Below are 15,133 nucleotides of genomic sequence, written 5' to 3'. Positions count from 1 at the left end.
GCCGGACCGAAAGGTCCGCCCAAGGATGGCCAGCTCCCGGGCTCCGTACGGCCCGGTCATGTCGTGACGTGAGTCTGCGTCACGACGGAGGAGCAATGAGGGGGAGTTTCCCGATGGCCATGACGGGAACGGTCAAGTTCTTCAACGGCGAGCGCGGCTACGGCTTTATCAAGCCGGATGACGGCGGTCGCGATGTCTTCGTTCACATCACTGCTGTGGAGCGAGCGGGACTGAAGGACCTTGCCGAAGGACAGCGTATTACTTTCGAAGTCGAACCGGACAAGAAGGGGAAGGGACCGAAGGCGGTCAATTTGGTCATCCTCTCCTAGCGGGCCTGACGCAAAAAAACCTGGCGCAAAAAAAGTCCCGGCCGCGAGCGGCCGGGAGGTTATTGTCCGGTATTTTCTTATTTGGCTATCAGAAGTGATAGTTGACGCCTGCGCGCACAACGCTGGCGGTATAGCCGTTTGACACGCCTGTAATTGCGAACTGACTCGTCGACAGATCGATGTAGAGATATTCGAGCTTGGCGCTCCAGTTCGGCGCGAGGCCGACTTCCGCACCGGCACCGATGGTCCAGCCGGCGCTGGTGTGCGACTCCGTCCAGCCGAAGGTCTGCGCGCGCAGTTCGCCGAAGGCGAGGCCGGCGGTGCCGTAGAACAGCACGTTGCTGAAGGCATAGCCGGCGCGGCCGCGCAGGGTGCCGAACCACGGATTGGAGAACTTCCAGGGCGCGAAGGTGTCGTCGGCGCCAGCGGCCTGGATGTCGCCCTCGACGCCAAACACCCACGGCCCGTTCTGGAAATTGTAGCCGGCCTGAATGCCGCCGACGAAGCCGGACGGCTTTGAGGGATTGTTGTCGACCGAGCCCCACTCATAGCCGATGTTGCCGCCGAGATACGGACCGGCCCAGCTATAGGCGTTCAGCGGCTGGTTGACGGTATAGGGGGCACGCTGCCCGTAACTGAGATCGGCGGCCTCTGCCGAAGCTGTCCAGCCGGCGGCAACCAACGCGGCTGCGCCCACAACGAGCCTCTTCATCACACACTCCAACGCAACTGCCGCAACCGGTGCGATGCCGGCGCCGCCGCGCCATGTCGCATGGTTACGGAACCAAGACCTTTTCGCGTAAGATTTATCGAGAGTTTTAAGTTAAAGGGCTGTTAAGACCCGTTACCGCGCGCTTAACAGACTTAAGGAAGCGTTACCGGGAACTGCGCCGCCATCCTGTGCGTGCAGCATGGCCGGAACTTCAAATCGGTCCCCCCAGCGCCTAAATTCGTCCCATGGTTCACGATTCCACCGACGATCCGGACGACACCCGCGTTCGCAAATCAAGGCGCGGCACGGCACTGGATGCCCCGCCCCAGGAGACGGCACCGCCGGACCTCGATCCCGCCACCACGGGCGGCGACGACGAGGACGACGCGCTTCTGCCTGACATCCTGGAAGAGAGCGGCGCAGTCGGCGAAGAACCGCTGGCGAGCGGCCACGAGGCGATCGAGCGCGCGGTCCGGCTCGCGCCGACCTCGCCCGGCGTCTATCGCATGCTCAACGCGAATGCCGACGTGCTCTATGTCGGCAAGGCCAAGAACGTCAAAAAGCGCCTGTCCAACTACGCGCGCCAGAGTGCGCCGCAGCCGGCGCGCATCCTGCGCATGATCGCCGCCACGGTGACCGTGGAGATCGTCTCGACCAACACCGAGACCGAAGCGCTGCTGCTGGAAGCCAACCTCATCAAGCAGCTCCGGCCGCGCTTCAACGTGCAGCTGCGCGACGACAAGTCGTTTCCCTATATCCTGATCACCGGCGACCACTGGGCGCCGCAGATCCTGAAGCACCGCGGAGCGCAGACCCGGCCCGGACGCTATTTCGGCCCGTTCGCCTCCGCAGGCGCCGTCAACCGCACCATCACGGCGTTGCAGCGCGCGTTCCTGATCCGCTCCTGCACCGATTCCTTCTTCGAGAGCCGCAGCAGGCCCTGCCTGCTCTACCAGATCCGCCGCTGCGCCGGTCCCTGCACCCGCGAGATCGATTTCCCCGGCTATACGACCCTGGTGCGCGAGGCGACCGACTTCCTCTCCGGCAAGAGCCATGCGGTGAAGCAGGAGCTCGCCGGCGAGATGGAGAAGGCGGCCAACGAGCTCGAATTCGAGACCGCCGCGCTCTACCGCGACCGCCTTGCCGCGCTGTCGGCGATCCAGTCGCAGCAGGGCATCAATCCGCGCACGGTGGAGGAGGCCGACGTGTTCGCCATCCACCAGGAGGGCGGCTTCTCCTGCGTCGAGGTGTTCTTCTTCCGCACCGGCCAGAACTGGGGCAACCGCGCCTATTTCCCGCGCGCGGAGAAGACCTTTACGCCCGAAGAAGTGCTCGGCTCCTTCCTCGCCCAGTTCTACGACGACAAGCCGCCGCCGAAGAACATCCTGCTTTCGCATGAGATCGAGGAGAGCGAGCTGCTTGCCAACGCGCTGTCGATCAAGGCCGGCCACAAGATCGAGGTCACCGCGCCGAAGCGCGGCGAGAAGAAGGAGCTCGTCGCCCATGCGCTGACCAATGCGCGCGAGGCGCTGGGCCGGAAGCTCGCGGACACCGCGACGCAGGGCCGCCTGCTCGACGCCATGGCGACGACGCTGAGCCTGCCGCATGCTCCCAAGCGCATCGAGGTCTACGACAACAGCCACATCCAGGGCACCAATGCGGTCGGCGCCATGATCGTCGCCGGCCCGGACGGCTTCGTGAAGAACCAGTACCGCAAGTTCAACATCAAGTCGGAAGGGCTCACGCCCGGCGACGACTACGGCATGATGCGCGAGGTGCTGGAGCGCCGCTTCAAGCGCCTCATCAATCCGCCCGAGGAGGGCGCCAAGGTCAAGGACGACGATTTTCCGCAATGGCCCGACCTCGTGATCATCGACGGCGGCCGCGGCCAGCTCAACGCCGTCCGGGAGATCTTTGCAAATCTCGGCCTGACCCGGGTGTCGCTGATGTCGGTCGCCAAGGGGCCGGACCGGGATGCCGGCCGCGAGACCCTGTTCATGCCGGAGCGCGAGGCGATCAAGCTCGAGCCGCGCGACCCCGTGCTCTATTTCATTCAGCGCCTGCGCGACGAGGCCCACCGCTTCGTCATCGGCTCGCACCGCAAGCTGCGCAAGAAGGACATCCGCGAGGCCGGTTTGCAGGAGATTCCGGGCATCGGCCCGTCACGCAAACGTGCCTTGCTGCATCATTTCGGAACCCTGAAGGAGATCGAACGGGCCTCGATCGCCGATCTCGGCAAGGTTCCGGGGGTGAGCGCCGAAAGCGCCCGCAGGATTTTCGAGTATTTCCATCCCCAGCCGGGGTGAACTAAGGGGTCCGCAGCCATATGGTCGTCGCATCCTGCACCCCATTTGGGAGCGGGACGGTTGACCTTCAGGCTTGAGCGGTATTGGTAGGACGGATGAACATCGCCACGACACGAGGGACGACCAGCCGCGCGATGTCCCTCCCGAACATCCTGACCTATGGCCGGATCGCCGCGATCCCGGTCGTGGTCGGGTGCATCTACGCGCAGTCGATTCTGGATCAGCCGCTGTGGCTGCGCTGGGTCGCGGTCGCCATTTTCATCGCGGCGGCAGTCACCGATTACCTCGACGGCTATTACGCGCGGATCTGGAATCAGCAATCGGCGTTCGGCCGGATGCTCGATCCGATCGCCGACAAGCTGCTGGTCGCCTCCTGCCTGCTGATGCTGGCCGCCGACGGTATCATCCATGGCTGGTCGCTGTGGGCCGCCATCGTGATCCTGTGCCGCGAGATCCTGGTCTCGGGCCTGCGCGAATATCTCGCCGCGCTGCGCGTCAGCGTGCCCGTCACCAAGCTCGCCAAGTGGAAGACCACGGTCCAGCTCGTCGCCATCGGCTTCCTGCTCGCGGGCGAGGCCGGCGACCAGGTCGTACCTGTCGTGACCCAGATCGGCCTCTTGCTGCTGTGGGCCTCGGCGATCCTCACCATGTACACCGGCTACGATTATTTCCGCTCCGGCATCCATCACCTCATCAAGGAGGATGAGGTATGAAGGTGAAATATTTTGCCTGGGTGCGCGAACGCGTCGGCAAGGCCGAGGAAACCATCGAGCCGCCCGCGACCGTGCGCACCGTCGAGGAGCTGATCGCCTGGCTGTCCGGCCGGAGCGAGGCCTATGCCTATGCGTTCGAGAAGCCGAAGGTCATCCGCGCCGCGATCGACCATGCCCATGTCAAGTCGGACGCCGCAATCGCGGGCGCCCGCGAGATCGCGTTCTTTCCGCCGATGACCGGCGGCTAGGCCCATGACTTCCCCTGCGACCACCGGCCCCGTCACCATCCGTATTCAAGAGGACGATTTCGACATTGCGCGCGAGATCGCGCTCCTGACCAGGAGCCGGACCGACATCGGCGCGGTCGTGAGCTTCTCCGGCATCTGCCGCGGCGACGAGGATAGCGCGAAGATCGCCGCGCTGACGCTCGAACATTATCCCGGCATGGCCGAGGAAGAGATCAAGCGTCATGTCGACGAGGCAACCACGCGCTGGCCGCTCAACGGCGTCACGGTCATCCATCGCGTCGGGCGGTTCATGCCCGGCCAGAACATCGTGCTGGTGCTGACCGCCTCGCAGCATCGTCAGGCCGCATTCCAGGCGGCCGAGTTCCTGATGGACTATCTCAAGACCAGCGCGCCGTTCTGGAAGAAGGAAGAGAGCGCCACCGGCACCGGCTGGGTCGAGGCCCACGCCCGTGATGACGAGGCCGCCGCACGCTGGACGAAATCCTGATGGCAAGAGCTTCGAAAAAGACCGCGCGCGGCCGCGCCGCGCCAAAACTTGCGAAGGTCGGCCGCGGCGAGCTTGTCACGCTCATCGACTACGTCCGCTATGCCGTGAGCCGCTTCAATGAAGCCAAGCTCGCCTTCGCGCACGGCACCACCGATCCGGTGGCGGAAGCGGCCTTCCTGGTCTGCGAGGCCCTGCATCTGCATCCCGACCAGTTCGAGGCCTTTGCCCACGCCCGCGTCACCGCCGCGGAAGGCAAGACCCTCCTCGACCTGATTCATCAGCGCGTGACCACGCGCAAACCGGCCGCCTATCTCGTCAACAAGATCTACATGCGCGGCCTGCCCTTCTATGTCGACGAGCGCGTCATCGTCCCGCGCTCCTACATCGGCGAACTGCTGGATTCGCATTTCGGCGGCGACGGCGAGGCCGGCTCGCTGATCGACGACCCCACGGCCGTCGAGCGCGTGCTCGACCTCTGCACGGGTTCGGGATGCCTTGCCATCCTCGCCGCGTATCACTTCCCGAATGCAACGGTCGATGCCGTCGACATCTCCAAGGGCGCGCTCGAAGTCGCCGCGCGCAATGTCGGGGAGCACGGGCTCGATGAGCGGGTCACGCTCCATCGCGGCGACCTGTTCGCCCCGCTCGGCGATAACAGATACGACCTTATCATCACCAACCCGCCTTACGTCGATGCGGAAGGCATGGCGGCCTTGCCGCCGGAATGCCGAGCCGAGCCGAAGCTTGCCTTCGACGGCGGCGTCGACGGTCTCGACGTGGTGCGCCGGATCCTGCGCGACGCCCCTGAGCACCTGACGCCGGACGGCGGGTTGATCTGCGAGATTGGCCGCGGCCGCGAATTGGTCGACGAGGCCTTCCCGGAACTGCCGCTGCTCTGGCTGGACACCGAAGACTCCGAAGGCGAGGTATTCTGGATCGCGGCCGCCGATCTCGACTGATCGGCCGCCGCGGCGGCACTCCGCGCGGAACAAGTCAAATCCCGTCACGTTCATCCCCGACGAATGTCTCGCTCTCGGAGGATGTCCGCATGCTCGCGCCATCGGGCGAATTGCTGCGCGTCGGCGTGGCGCTGAAACTCAACCATCTCAAGCGTGCCGCCCGGTCCTACTTGCGTGACCGCACCAGCCAGGCCACGGGACGGGCGACGTCCTATGCGGTCGCGGCCGGCCTGTTCGCAGTGGCCGGGCTGTTCCTGATCGCGGCCTTCTTTGTCGGCCTGGTCGCCCTGTACCGCTGGATCGCGATCACCTACGGACAGTTCTGGGGCTTCGGTGCCGTCGGCGCCGTGCTGTTGGTCCTGGCTGCATGCTGCGGCGGCGCGGCTCTGGCCCAGATGAACCGTCGGGACAAGCCGATCGTGCCGCTGGCCAGCCGCCTGCGCGTTGCAATCGCCACCCCGCGGATTCCGCGCGGAACGGTCAAGCAGGCGGTGAAAGAGGTCGCGACGACGATTCCCCTGGCGCCGCTCGCACCCGGCGAACGCAGCCATGGCGGCAACACCCGGCCCGTGCGCGCCAACCGTCCCGTGCAGCTGGGTCTGATGCTCGCAGCCGTCGGGCTGCTGGGCTTCACGGCCGCGCGTCGGAGACGGCACGGGCACGGATTGGACGCTTGAGATGCCCGCGCGGCGCTCAGGGCAGCTCGACTCCTGGCTGCTGATCGCCACCACGGCCGTCTTCGTGCTGACCGCCGAGCGCTACTTCCAGGACCCCGGCGTGGTCCGGCCGGGGCCTCCGCAAGACCACCACAATGGCGAGGCGAATGCACCGGAAACGAGCCCGGCGCGTGCGGCCGTCCAGCCCGGCCATCGCCGCGGTGCGAAGAGTCCCCTCGCTATCCCCTGGGCCGGCTGGAAGGATATCTTCTGGCGTACCTATCAGCGCATCGACGACGATCGCCTGCTCGCCACGGCGGGCGGTGTCGTGTTCTTCGGGCTGCTCGCGATCTTCCCCGCAGTCACCGCGCTGGTCTCATCGTACGGCCTGTTCGCCGATCCCTCGACGATCAGCGCCAATCTGCAAACGCTTGCGGCGATGCTGCCCGAGGGCTCGTTCCAGATCGTCGAGGACCAGGTCGCGCGTGTGGTGTCGAAGGGCAATACGACGCTTGGTGTCACCTTCCTGCTCGGCCTCCTGCTTGCGATCTGGAGCGCCAATGCCGGCGTCAAATCGATCTTCGATGCCCTCAATGTCGCCTATGAGGAGCGCGAGAAGCGCAGCTTCATCCGGCTGAACTTGGTGTCGCTGGCCTTCACGGCCGGCGGCATCGTGGCACTGCTGCTGATGGTGGGCGCCGTCGTCGCCTTCCCGCTCGCGCTCGATCATCTCGGCCTGGCGCCCGAAAGCAAGTTGATCGTGGCGCTGGCACGATGGCCGCTCCTGTTCCTCATCCTGCTCGTGGCGCTTGCCATCCTCTACCGCTTCGCACCCAGCCGCGATGCGCCGCGCTGGCAATGGCTGAGCCTCGGTGCGGTGGCGGCCGCCCTGCTCTGGATTGCCGGCTCTGCCTTGCTGTCCTGGTATCTGTCCGAGTTCGCCAATTACAACGCCACCTACGGCTCGCTCGGCGCGGCGATCGGCCTGATGATGTGGATGTGGATGTCCGCGATCGTCATCATGTTCGGCGCCGAGCTGAACTCGGAGATCGAACGGCAGACCCTGCGCGACACGACCACCGGGCAACCGAGGCCGCTCGGAAGCCGCGAGGCGGTCTCTGCGGATACGGTCGGCGCCGCCGCCCCGGCCTGACCTCGCCGCGAACGGACCGCTATCCCCTCGAATCAACAATGATGTTAGGGTCACGCGGCTTGGGGGAGCATGAGGCGTGACGGGTTCGCACAGTAACCCGTGTTTTCCCGGGTGAGGCAGTCAGCTCTTGAGGCGTAACGCGCGGCATGATTCGCATTTCGACGATCTTCATCGCCATCTGCATGGTTCTGGTCGCGGCCTCGCTCGGGCTGGCGCTCTACGCGGTCGCCGGCATCAGCGGAACCGAATCCGCGATCGTGGCGCTGACCGCGCTGACCTTCCTGATCCTCTACAACGCGGTGTCGATGCGGCTGCGCGACCGCAGCGACGTCGGCAGCCAGATCGCCGACCTCTCGCGCGGCACCGCCGACCTCGCCCGCCAGGTGGCCGAATTCGGCCGCCGGTTGGCTGCGATCGAAGGGCGTATCGCCTCGTCCAATTCGACCAATTCCGACCGCATCCAGTCGGTGGTCGGCGAGATCAACGAGCTCGGCGGGCTGGTCAGGCAGCTCGCTTCCACCGTGTCGACCCATGAGGACCTGCTGGCCGGCGCGACGCCGCCCTCTCCCGCTCCGGTCGCAAGGGCGGAACCGGAAGCACCGATCGACCTGATCGCGCCGCTCGGGGAGCAGCCGGTGGCGCCACCACCGCTTCCCGCGGCTCCCCCGCCTCCCGCAGCGCAGCCGCGGCCGGCACCGTCAGTTCAGGCCCAAACCGCCCATCCGGTTCAGACTGCCAACGGACGCAACCAGACCCAATTGCTGGCGACGCTGCGCAGCGCGATCGACGAGAACCGCGTCGACATCTTCCTCCAGCCGATGGTGACGCTGCCGCAGCGCAAGGTGCGGTTCTACGAGGCGGTGACACGGGTCCGCGACGAGCGCGACCAGTTGATCGCCGCCGAGGAGTTCATCAGCATCGCGGAGGCCTCGGGCCTGATCGGGCGTGTCGACAACATGGTGATGCTGCGCTGTGTGCAGGTGCTGCGCCGCCTCATGGTCCGCAACAAGGACGTCGGCGTGTTCTGCAACGTCGCGGCCTCCACGCTCGGCAATTCCACCACCTTCGCGCAATGCCTCGACTTCCTCGAAGCCAACCGGGCGCTGGCGCCGTCGCTGGTGCTGGAGTTCAAGCAGTCGACCTTCCGCAATCTCGGCCCGGCCGAGTCCGAGAACCTCGCCGCGCTCGCCCAGCGCGGCTTCCGCTTCTCGATCGACCATGTCACGGATCTGCGCATCGAGCCGCGCGAGCTCGCCGACCGCGGCGTGCGCTTCATCAAGGTGCCGGCCACGCTGTTGCTCGATCCGAGGCAGGCCTCGACCTCCGACATCCACCCGTCCGACCTCTCCGACCTGCTCGGCCGCTTCGGTATCGACCTGATCGCCGAGCGGATCGAGGGCGAGCGCGCCGTGGTCGATCTGCTCGACTATGACGTGCGGTTCGGCCAGGGGTTCCTGTTCGCGCCGCCCCGGCCATTGCGGCCGGAGGGGGCATCTGCTACCGGCGGGGCCTCGCCGAACCAGGCGCAGGACATTCAGGGATCCAATGTCTCCGGCACACCCAGCCCAGGCGCGACGTCAGCCGCTCCTCCAGCACAACGCATCACCGGCAACGCGGCGCTCGCGCGCCGCATCTGATCGGCCGTGCGCATCATGACCACGCTGCATTTCGCCGAAAGCCTGCGCGAGCTCGTGGGCGATGTGGACGTCGTGCTCAGCGACATCTGGGGCGTGGTTCACAACGGCCTGGAATCTTTCCCCGAAGCCTGCGAAGCGCTGCACACCTATCGCAGCCGCGGCGGTACGGTAATCCTGATCACCAATGCACCGCGCCCCGCCGACTCCGTACAGCGGCAATTGCGCAAGCTCGGCGTCGCCGACGAGACCTATGACGCGATCGTCTCGTCAGGCGATCTGACCCGGCTCTACGTCGCCGAGCATCCCGGCCGCAAGATGTTCTGGCTGGGCCCCGAGCGCGACAACTCGATCTATCGCGGCCTCGATGCGGTGACCGCACCGCTGGAAGAGGCCGACTACATCGTCTGCACCGGCCTCTATGACGACGAGACCGAGACGGCGGAAGACTATCGCGGCATGATGCTGAAGGCGCGCGAGCGCAAGCTGACGCTGGTCTGCGCCAACCCGGACATCGTGGTGGAACGCGGCGACCGGCTGATCTATTGCGCCGGCGCGATCGCCGAGCTCTATCGCGAGCTCGGCGGCGAGGTGATCTTCTACGGCAAGCCGCACCGGCCGATCTACGAGCGCGCGATGGCGCTCGCCGGCGAACGCCAGGGCCACCAGATCGACCGCAGACGCGTGCTGGCGATCGGCGATTCCGTCCGCACCGACCTCACCGGCGCGCGCGAATTCGGCATCGACTGCCTGTTCGTCACCCGCGGCATCCATGCCGAGGAGTTCGAAGGTCTCGACCAGCTCGACCCGGCGTCCGTGATGGAATTGTTCGGCCACCCGCCGAAGGCGCTGATGCGTGAATTGAAGTGGTGACGGCATAGCCGTCATCCCGGGATGGTCCGAAGGACCAGACCTCAGATGCGCAATTGCGCATCGGGGGATCTCGAGATTCTCAGGTGCGCAATCGCGCACCATAGTTCGGTGCTGCGCACCGCCGCGGAATGACACTCGCAATGCAGAAGGCCCGGGACGAGCCCGGGCCTTGCGAATTCAACCGATAGCCCAGGCGCGCTTACGCGCTCGCCATGTCCGGGAAGACCGCCTCGATCTTGGTCTTCAGCGTCGCCGCGTTGAACGGCTTGACGATGTAGTTGTTCACACCGGCCTTCTTGGCCGCGATCACGTTCTCGGTCTTCGATTCCGCCGTGATCATGATGAAAGGCGTGGTGGCGAGGTTCGGATCCGCGCGCACCTCGCGCAGCAGGTCGTAACCCGTCATCGGCTCCATGTTCCAGTCGGAGATCACGAGGCCGTACTTCTTGCCGCGCATCTTGTTCAGCGCCGCCGAACCGTCGCTGGCATCGTCGATGTTCTCGAAGCCAAGCTGCTTCAGCAGATTCCTGATGATACGGATCATGGTGCTGTAGTCATCCACCACCAGAACCGGCATCGACAAATCAACCGCCATCTCGACTCCCCCAACGCAAACTCAGGAATATTACGATCGGAGCCGCCAGGCCGGAGGCCCGTGCAGTTCCACGTTTCAAGGACTAGCACCAAGGCGTTAAACAGCGCGTTAACTGCCGCCGCCCCCGAAGAATTGAAATGGCGTTCAATGCCGCCGCCTCCCCCCGCTTGACTTCGCCGGGCGGGTCACGCCACGGTCCCGGCCGGTCCCGCCGGCTCGAGAATTTCCCCTGATGGCCCCGCATTTTACCGTTATCCGCGACACCACGCCGGATTCCGCGATCCCCCGGGGCGCCGTGGTCGCCATGGGCAATTTCGACGGGGTTCATCTCGGTCATCGCGCCGTGATCGCAGCGGCCCTGGAGATGGGCCGGGCGCATGGCCGCCCTGCGCTGGCGTTGACCTTCGAGCCGCATCCACGGCGGTTTTTCAGCCCCAACACCCCGCAATTCCGCCTGACGGACGAGCGGGCCAAGCTGCGGCTTCTGGCCGGGACCGGGCTCTCCGGCGCCGTGGTCATGACCTTCGACAAGGCGAGAGCCGGCACCAGCGCGCAAGATTTCATTCACCATGACCTGATCGGACGTCTCGGCGTCAGCGCAATCGCGGTCGGCTACGACTTCCATTTCGGCAAGGGACGGGTCGGCTCGCCGAGCCTGCTGGTCAACGAGGCGCCCCGGCTCGGCATCGAGGTCGACGTGCAGCCGCATGTCGATTTCGACGAACGGCCGGTTTCCTCCAGCGCCATCCGGATTGCGCTCGCCGAGGGCCAGCTTGACGAAGCCACCACCATGCTCGGCGCCCCCTGGTTCATCACCGGCGAGGTGATCCATGGCGAAAAGCGCGGCCGCGACCTCGGCTACCCCACCGCCAATATCCGCCTCGACGCCAATTGCGGCCTCAAGCACGGCATCTATGCGGTGCGGGTCGGCCGCGGCGCCGAGCGCCTGGACGGCGTGGCGAGCTTCGGCCGCCGCCCGACCTTTGACAATGGCGCCCCGCTGCTGGAAATCTTCCTGTTCGACTTCAAGGGCGACCTCTATGGGCAGGCGCTCGACTGCGCCTTCGTCGGCTTCATCCGCGAGGAGCTGAAGTTCGACAGCCTGGAGACCCTGATCCGCCAGATGGACGACGATTCCGCCCGCGCCCGCGCCATGCTGGCCGCCGCCCCCGACGCATTTCCGCGGCTGGGCGTCATCGATTGAGGCCGAAAACCGGCCTGCCGGACCTTTGCGCTTCCTCCGCCCGGCTGCTATGGAGTGCCCATGTTTGCGGGGCGCATCATAGGGATTAGCGGCCCGGCTTCCGCCTGAGCCTGAAGGCTCGGCGCAAGACCGGGATTTCGTCGTTTCACCCCGCGATTCCGCATCGCCATCCGTTCCCGCGCCCTTCCGAGCCAGTCAGCCTCATGTCCGAAAAGCCGCAAAAGTCCGAAAAGTCCGAAGCCAAAGACTATTCGAAAACCCTGTTCCTGCCGCAGACCGAATTCCCGATGCGCGCCGGCCTGCCGCAGCGCGAGCCGGAGATCCTGAAATACTGGAACGACATCGGCCTCTACGACAGGCTGCGCCAGGAAGCCGAGGGCCGCACCAAATTCGTGCTGCATGACGGCCCGCCCTACGCCAACGGCAACATCCATATCGGCCACGCGCTGAACAAGATTCTCAAGGACGTCGTGACCAAGAGCCAGCAGATGCTCGGCTTCGACTCCAACTACGTGCCCGGCTGGGACTGCCACGGCCTGCCGATCGAATGGAAGATCGAGGAGGAGAACTACCGCAAGAAGGGCAAGCAGAAGCCCGACTTCCGCGACTCCGCCGCGATGGTCGCGTTCCGAAAAGAGTGCCGCGCCTACGCGACGCACTGGATCAACGTGCAGCGCGAGGAATTCAAGCGCCTCGGCATCATCGGCGACTGGGATCATCCCTATCAGACGATGAGCTATCCAGCCGAAGCGCAGATCGCACGCGAGTTGATGAAGTTCGCCGCCAACGGCACGCTGTATCGCGGCTCCAAGCCGGTGATGTGGAGCGTGGTCGAGAAGACCGCGCTTGCGGAAGCCGAGGTCGAGTACGAGGACTACACCTCCGACATGGTCTGGGTGAAATTCCCGGTCACCTCGCCAGCGCACGGCGCGCTCGCCTCCGCCAGCGTCGTGATCTGGACCACCACGCCGTGGACGCTGCCCGGCAACCGCGCCATCTCGTTCTCACCGAAGATCGCCTACGGCCTCTACAAGGTGACGGATGCGCCTGCGGACAATTGGGCGAAGACCGGTGATCTCCTGATCCTGGCCGATGCGCTGGCCGCAGAAGTGTTCAAGCAGGCCCGCGTCACGACCTATGAGAAGGTGCGCGAGTTGCCGGCGGACACGCTCGACGCGGTGGAATGCGCACATCCGCTGAAGGGTTTTAGCGGCGGCTACGAATTCACGGTGCCGCTGCTGCCGGGCGATCACGTCACCGACGATACCGGCACCGGCTTCGTGCACACCGCGCCCGGCCACGGCCGCGAGGACTTTGACGTCTGGATGGCGAATGCGCGCGAGTTGGAAGCGCGCGGCATCAACACCACGATCCCCTACACCGTCGACGAGAACGGCGCTTTCACCGACCACGCGCCGGGTTTTGTCGGCAAACGCGTCATCAACGACAAGGGCGAGAAGGGCGATGCCAACGAGGCCGTGATCAAGGCGCTGATCGACGCCGGCAAGCTGCTGGCCCGCGGCCGCCTCAAGCACCAATATCCGCATTCCTGGCGCTCGAAGAAGCCGGTGATCTTCCGCAACACGCCGCAATGGTTCATCGCGATGGACAAGGACATCAGCGCGAACGGCCATGCGAAGAAGGGCGACACGCTGCGCGCCCGCGCGCTGCACGCGATCTCGGTCACACAATGGGTGCCCCCGTCGGGCGAGAACCGCATCAACGGCATGATCGCCAACCGTCCGGACTGGGTGATCTCGCGCCAGCGCGCCTGGGGCGTGCCGATCGCCGTGTTCGTGCGCGAGAAGAGCGACGGCTCGGCCGAGATCCTGCAGGACGAGATCGTCAACCAGCGCATCGCCGAGGCCTTCATGGAGGAAGGCGCCGACGCCTGGTACATGGACGGCGCCCGCGAGCGCTTCCTCGGCTCCCGCGCGAGCGAAGACTGGAAGAAGGTCGACGACATCTGCGACGTCTGGTTCGATTCCGGCTCCACGCATGCCTTCGTGCTCGAGGATCGCCAAAACTTCCCGCAGCTCGGCAACATCGTCCGCAAGGTCGACGGCGGCAGCGACACCGTGATGTATCTCGAAGGCAGCGACCAGCATCGCGGCTGGTTTCATTCCTCGCTGCTGGAGAGCGCGGGCACGCGGGGCCGCGCGCCCTACGACATCGTGCTCACCCACGGCTTCACGCTCGACGAGAACGGCCGCAAGATGTCGAAGTCGCTCGGCAACACGGTCGAGCCGCAGAAGGTGATCAAGGATTCGGGCGCGGACATTCTGCGCCTGTGGGTCTGCGCGACCGACTATGCCGACGACCAGCGCATCGGGCCCGAGATCCTGAAGAACACCATCGAGACCTATCGCAAGCTGCGCAACTCGATCCGCTGGATGCTTGGAACGCTGCATCACTTCAAGCCGAGCGAGAAGGTCGCCTATGCCGAGATGCCCGAGCTCGAGCGGCTGATGCTGCACGAATTGGCCGGCCATGCCGAGACCGTTCGCAACGCCTATGCCGCCTTCGACTACAAGACCGTGGTCGCAAGCCTCGCGGCCTTCATGAACTCGGAGCTGTCGGCGTTCTATTTCGATATCCGCAAGGACACGCTCTATTGCGATCCGCCGTCCTCGCCGGCGCGCAAGGCCGCGCTCACCACGATCGACCTGTTGTGCGACGCCATCCTGAAATGGCTCGCGCCCATCCTGAGCTTCACGACCGACGAAGCCTGGCGGATGTTCCGCCCCAACGCGGAGCCGTCGGTCCATTTGACCCTGTTCCCGGCGGACATCGAAAAGCTCCGCGACGACAAGCTCGCCGCGAAATGGGAGACGATCCGCAACGTCCGCCGCGTCGTCACCGGCGCGCTCGAGCTCGAACGCGCCGCCAAGAACATCGGCTCGTCGCTGGAGGCATCGCCCGTGATCTATGTCGCCGACCGCGACATGCTGGCGACGCTATTCGACACCGACCTCGCCGAGGTCTGCATCACCTCGAACTACGAGGTGCGCGAGGGCGAGGCGCCGGCTTCGGCGTTCCGTCTCGATGCGGTGCCAGGCGTTGCCGTCGTGATCGAGAAGGCGGTCGGCACCAAATGCGCCCGCTCCTGGAAGATCTCGCAGACGGTCGGCGAAGACCCTGAGTATCCCGACGTCACCCCGCGCGACGCCCAGGCGCTGCGCGAATGGAAGGCGCTGGGGGTGGGGGTCTGATAGTCGTCCCGGCGAAAGCCAGGCCCATCACCACCGCCGTCAAAGGTGAACA

General features: G+C 65.5%; 14 protein-coding genes. 12 read left to right on the top strand and 2 right to left on the bottom strand.

What is annotated here, in order from left to right; all coding sequences use genetic code 11:
* The first annotated feature begins 113 nt into the window (after positions 1-113).
* On the top strand, positions 114-329 hold the full coding sequence (locus AAFG50_RS06560) for a cold-shock protein (RefSeq protein ID WP_008544396.1): 216 nt from the start codon (positions 114-116) through the stop codon (positions 327-329).
* Between the two features lie 88 nt (positions 330-417).
* Here the strand turns inward: AAFG50_RS06560 and AAFG50_RS06555 are convergent, their stop codons facing one another.
* Positions 418-1,041, bottom strand: coding sequence for an outer membrane protein (locus AAFG50_RS06555; RefSeq protein WP_028174662.1), 624 nt, complete (start codon positions 1,039-1,041; stop codon positions 418-420).
* Positions 1,042-1,286: 245 nt separating this feature from the next.
* On the opposite strand from AAFG50_RS06555, the gene uvrC reads away from it, so the two are divergent.
* The 9 genes from uvrC to AAFG50_RS06510 all read left to right on the top strand — a co-directional run bounded on the left by uvrC (position 1,287) and on the right by AAFG50_RS06510 (position 10,070).
* On the top strand, positions 1,287-3,347 hold the full coding sequence (gene uvrC, locus AAFG50_RS06550; RefSeq protein WP_028174661.1) for an excinuclease ABC subunit UvrC: 2,061 nt from the start codon (positions 1,287-1,289) through the stop codon (positions 3,345-3,347).
* A gap of 95 nt (positions 3,348-3,442) precedes the next feature.
* Entirely contained in the window at positions 3,443-4,060 is a 618-nt protein-coding gene (pgsA, locus tag AAFG50_RS06545) for a CDP-diacylglycerol--glycerol-3-phosphate 3-phosphatidyltransferase (protein WP_011090204.1), read from the top strand.
* Positions 4,057-4,308, top strand: coding sequence for a molybdopterin converting factor subunit 1 (moaD, locus tag AAFG50_RS06540; protein ID WP_011090205.1), 252 nt, complete (start codon positions 4,057-4,059; stop codon positions 4,306-4,308). Before pgsA ends, moaD begins: the two co-directional genes overlap by 4 nt.
* A gap of 4 nt (positions 4,309-4,312) precedes the next feature.
* Positions 4,313-4,795 (top strand): molybdenum cofactor biosynthesis protein MoaE, encoded by a 483-nt coding sequence (locus tag AAFG50_RS06535; protein WP_011090206.1) that lies wholly within the window; start codon positions 4,313-4,315, stop codon positions 4,793-4,795.
* Positions 4,795-5,754 carry a 50S ribosomal protein L3 N(5)-glutamine methyltransferase gene (gene prmB, locus AAFG50_RS06530; protein ID WP_028174660.1) on the top strand — a complete coding sequence of 320 codons (960 nt, stop codon included), beginning with the start codon at positions 4,795-4,797 and terminating at the stop codon, positions 5,752-5,754. Before AAFG50_RS06535 ends, prmB begins: the two co-directional genes overlap by 1 nt.
* Before the next feature lie 89 nt (positions 5,755-5,843).
* Complete coding sequence (locus AAFG50_RS06525) at positions 5,844-6,431, top strand: phage holin family protein (protein WP_011090208.1); 588 nt, start codon at positions 5,844-5,846, stop codon at positions 6,429-6,431.
* Position 6,432: 1 nt separating this feature from the next.
* Complete coding sequence (locus AAFG50_RS06520) at positions 6,433-7,563, top strand: YihY/virulence factor BrkB family protein (RefSeq protein WP_028174659.1); 1,131 nt, start codon at positions 6,433-6,435, stop codon at positions 7,561-7,563.
* 146 nt (positions 7,564-7,709) lie between these two features.
* Entirely contained in the window at positions 7,710-9,200 is a 1,491-nt protein-coding gene (locus AAFG50_RS06515) for an EAL domain-containing protein (RefSeq protein ID WP_028174658.1), read from the top strand.
* Between the two features lie 15 nt (positions 9,201-9,215).
* On the top strand, positions 9,216-10,070 hold the full coding sequence (locus AAFG50_RS06510; RefSeq protein WP_028174657.1) for a TIGR01459 family HAD-type hydrolase: 855 nt from the start codon (positions 9,216-9,218) through the stop codon (positions 10,068-10,070).
* A gap of 199 nt (positions 10,071-10,269) precedes the next feature.
* On the opposite strand, the gene AAFG50_RS06505 is transcribed toward AAFG50_RS06510, so the two are convergent.
* Positions 10,270-10,665, bottom strand: coding sequence for a response regulator (locus AAFG50_RS06505; RefSeq protein WP_008567674.1), 396 nt, complete (start codon positions 10,663-10,665; stop codon positions 10,270-10,272).
* 232 nt (positions 10,666-10,897) lie between these two features.
* Here AAFG50_RS06505 and AAFG50_RS06500 point away from each other — a divergent pair, with 232 nt between their 5' ends.
* Positions 10,898-11,869 (top strand): bifunctional riboflavin kinase/FAD synthetase, encoded by a 972-nt coding sequence (locus AAFG50_RS06500; protein WP_028174656.1) that lies wholly within the window; start codon positions 10,898-10,900, stop codon positions 11,867-11,869.
* Positions 11,870-12,072: 203 nt separating this feature from the next.
* Positions 12,073-15,081, top strand: a complete 3,009-nt coding sequence (gene ileS / locus AAFG50_RS06495) for an isoleucine--tRNA ligase (RefSeq protein WP_028174655.1) — start codon at positions 12,073-12,075, stop codon at positions 15,079-15,081.
* Positions 15,082-15,133: the final 52 nt, after the last annotated feature.

The organism is Bradyrhizobium sp. B039, from assembly GCF_038965675.1.
Classification (GTDB): domain Bacteria; phylum Pseudomonadota; class Alphaproteobacteria; order Rhizobiales; family Xanthobacteraceae; genus Bradyrhizobium; species Bradyrhizobium diazoefficiens.
Note: the sequence above shows the minus strand (reverse complement) of the source record. Positions and strands in the feature narration are given on the sequence as shown.

What these genes read in the sequence shown, in the direction of transcription:
- AAFG50_RS06505 (WP_008567674.1), bottom strand. Translation starts at nt 10,665, where the DNA reads ATGGCGGTTGATTTGTCGATGCCGGTTCTGGTGGTGGATGACTACAGC.
- pgsA (WP_011090204.1), top strand. Translation starts at nt 3,443, where the DNA reads ATGAACATCGCCACGACACGAGGGACGACCAGCCGCGCGATGTCCCTC.
- AAFG50_RS06510 (WP_028174657.1), top strand. Translation starts at nt 9,216, where the DNA reads ATGACCACGCTGCATTTCGCCGAAAGCCTGCGCGAGCTCGTGGGCGAT.
- AAFG50_RS06500 (WP_028174656.1), top strand. Translation starts at nt 10,898, where the DNA reads ATGGCCCCGCATTTTACCGTTATCCGCGACACCACGCCGGATTCCGCG.
- AAFG50_RS06560 (WP_008544396.1), top strand. Translation starts at nt 114, where the DNA reads ATGGCCATGACGGGAACGGTCAAGTTCTTCAACGGCGAGCGCGGCTAC.
- AAFG50_RS06520 (WP_028174659.1), top strand. Translation starts at nt 6,433, where the DNA reads ATGCCCGCGCGGCGCTCAGGGCAGCTCGACTCCTGGCTGCTGATCGCC.
- moaD (WP_011090205.1), top strand. Translation starts at nt 4,057, where the DNA reads ATGAAGGTGAAATATTTTGCCTGGGTGCGCGAACGCGTCGGCAAGGCC.
- AAFG50_RS06555 (WP_028174662.1), bottom strand. Translation starts at nt 1,041, where the DNA reads ATGAAGAGGCTCGTTGTGGGCGCAGCCGCGTTGGTTGCCGCCGGCTGG.
- AAFG50_RS06515 (WP_028174658.1), top strand. Translation starts at nt 7,710, where the DNA reads ATGATTCGCATTTCGACGATCTTCATCGCCATCTGCATGGTTCTGGTC.
- prmB (WP_028174660.1), top strand. Translation starts at nt 4,795, where the DNA reads ATGGCAAGAGCTTCGAAAAAGACCGCGCGCGGCCGCGCCGCGCCAAAA.
- AAFG50_RS06525 (WP_011090208.1), top strand. Translation starts at nt 5,844, where the DNA reads ATGCTCGCGCCATCGGGCGAATTGCTGCGCGTCGGCGTGGCGCTGAAA.
- ileS (WP_028174655.1), top strand. Translation starts at nt 12,073, where the DNA reads ATGTCCGAAAAGCCGCAAAAGTCCGAAAAGTCCGAAGCCAAAGACTAT.
- uvrC (WP_028174661.1), top strand. Translation starts at nt 1,287, where the DNA reads ATGGTTCACGATTCCACCGACGATCCGGACGACACCCGCGTTCGCAAA.
- AAFG50_RS06535 (WP_011090206.1), top strand. Translation starts at nt 4,313, where the DNA reads ATGACTTCCCCTGCGACCACCGGCCCCGTCACCATCCGTATTCAAGAG.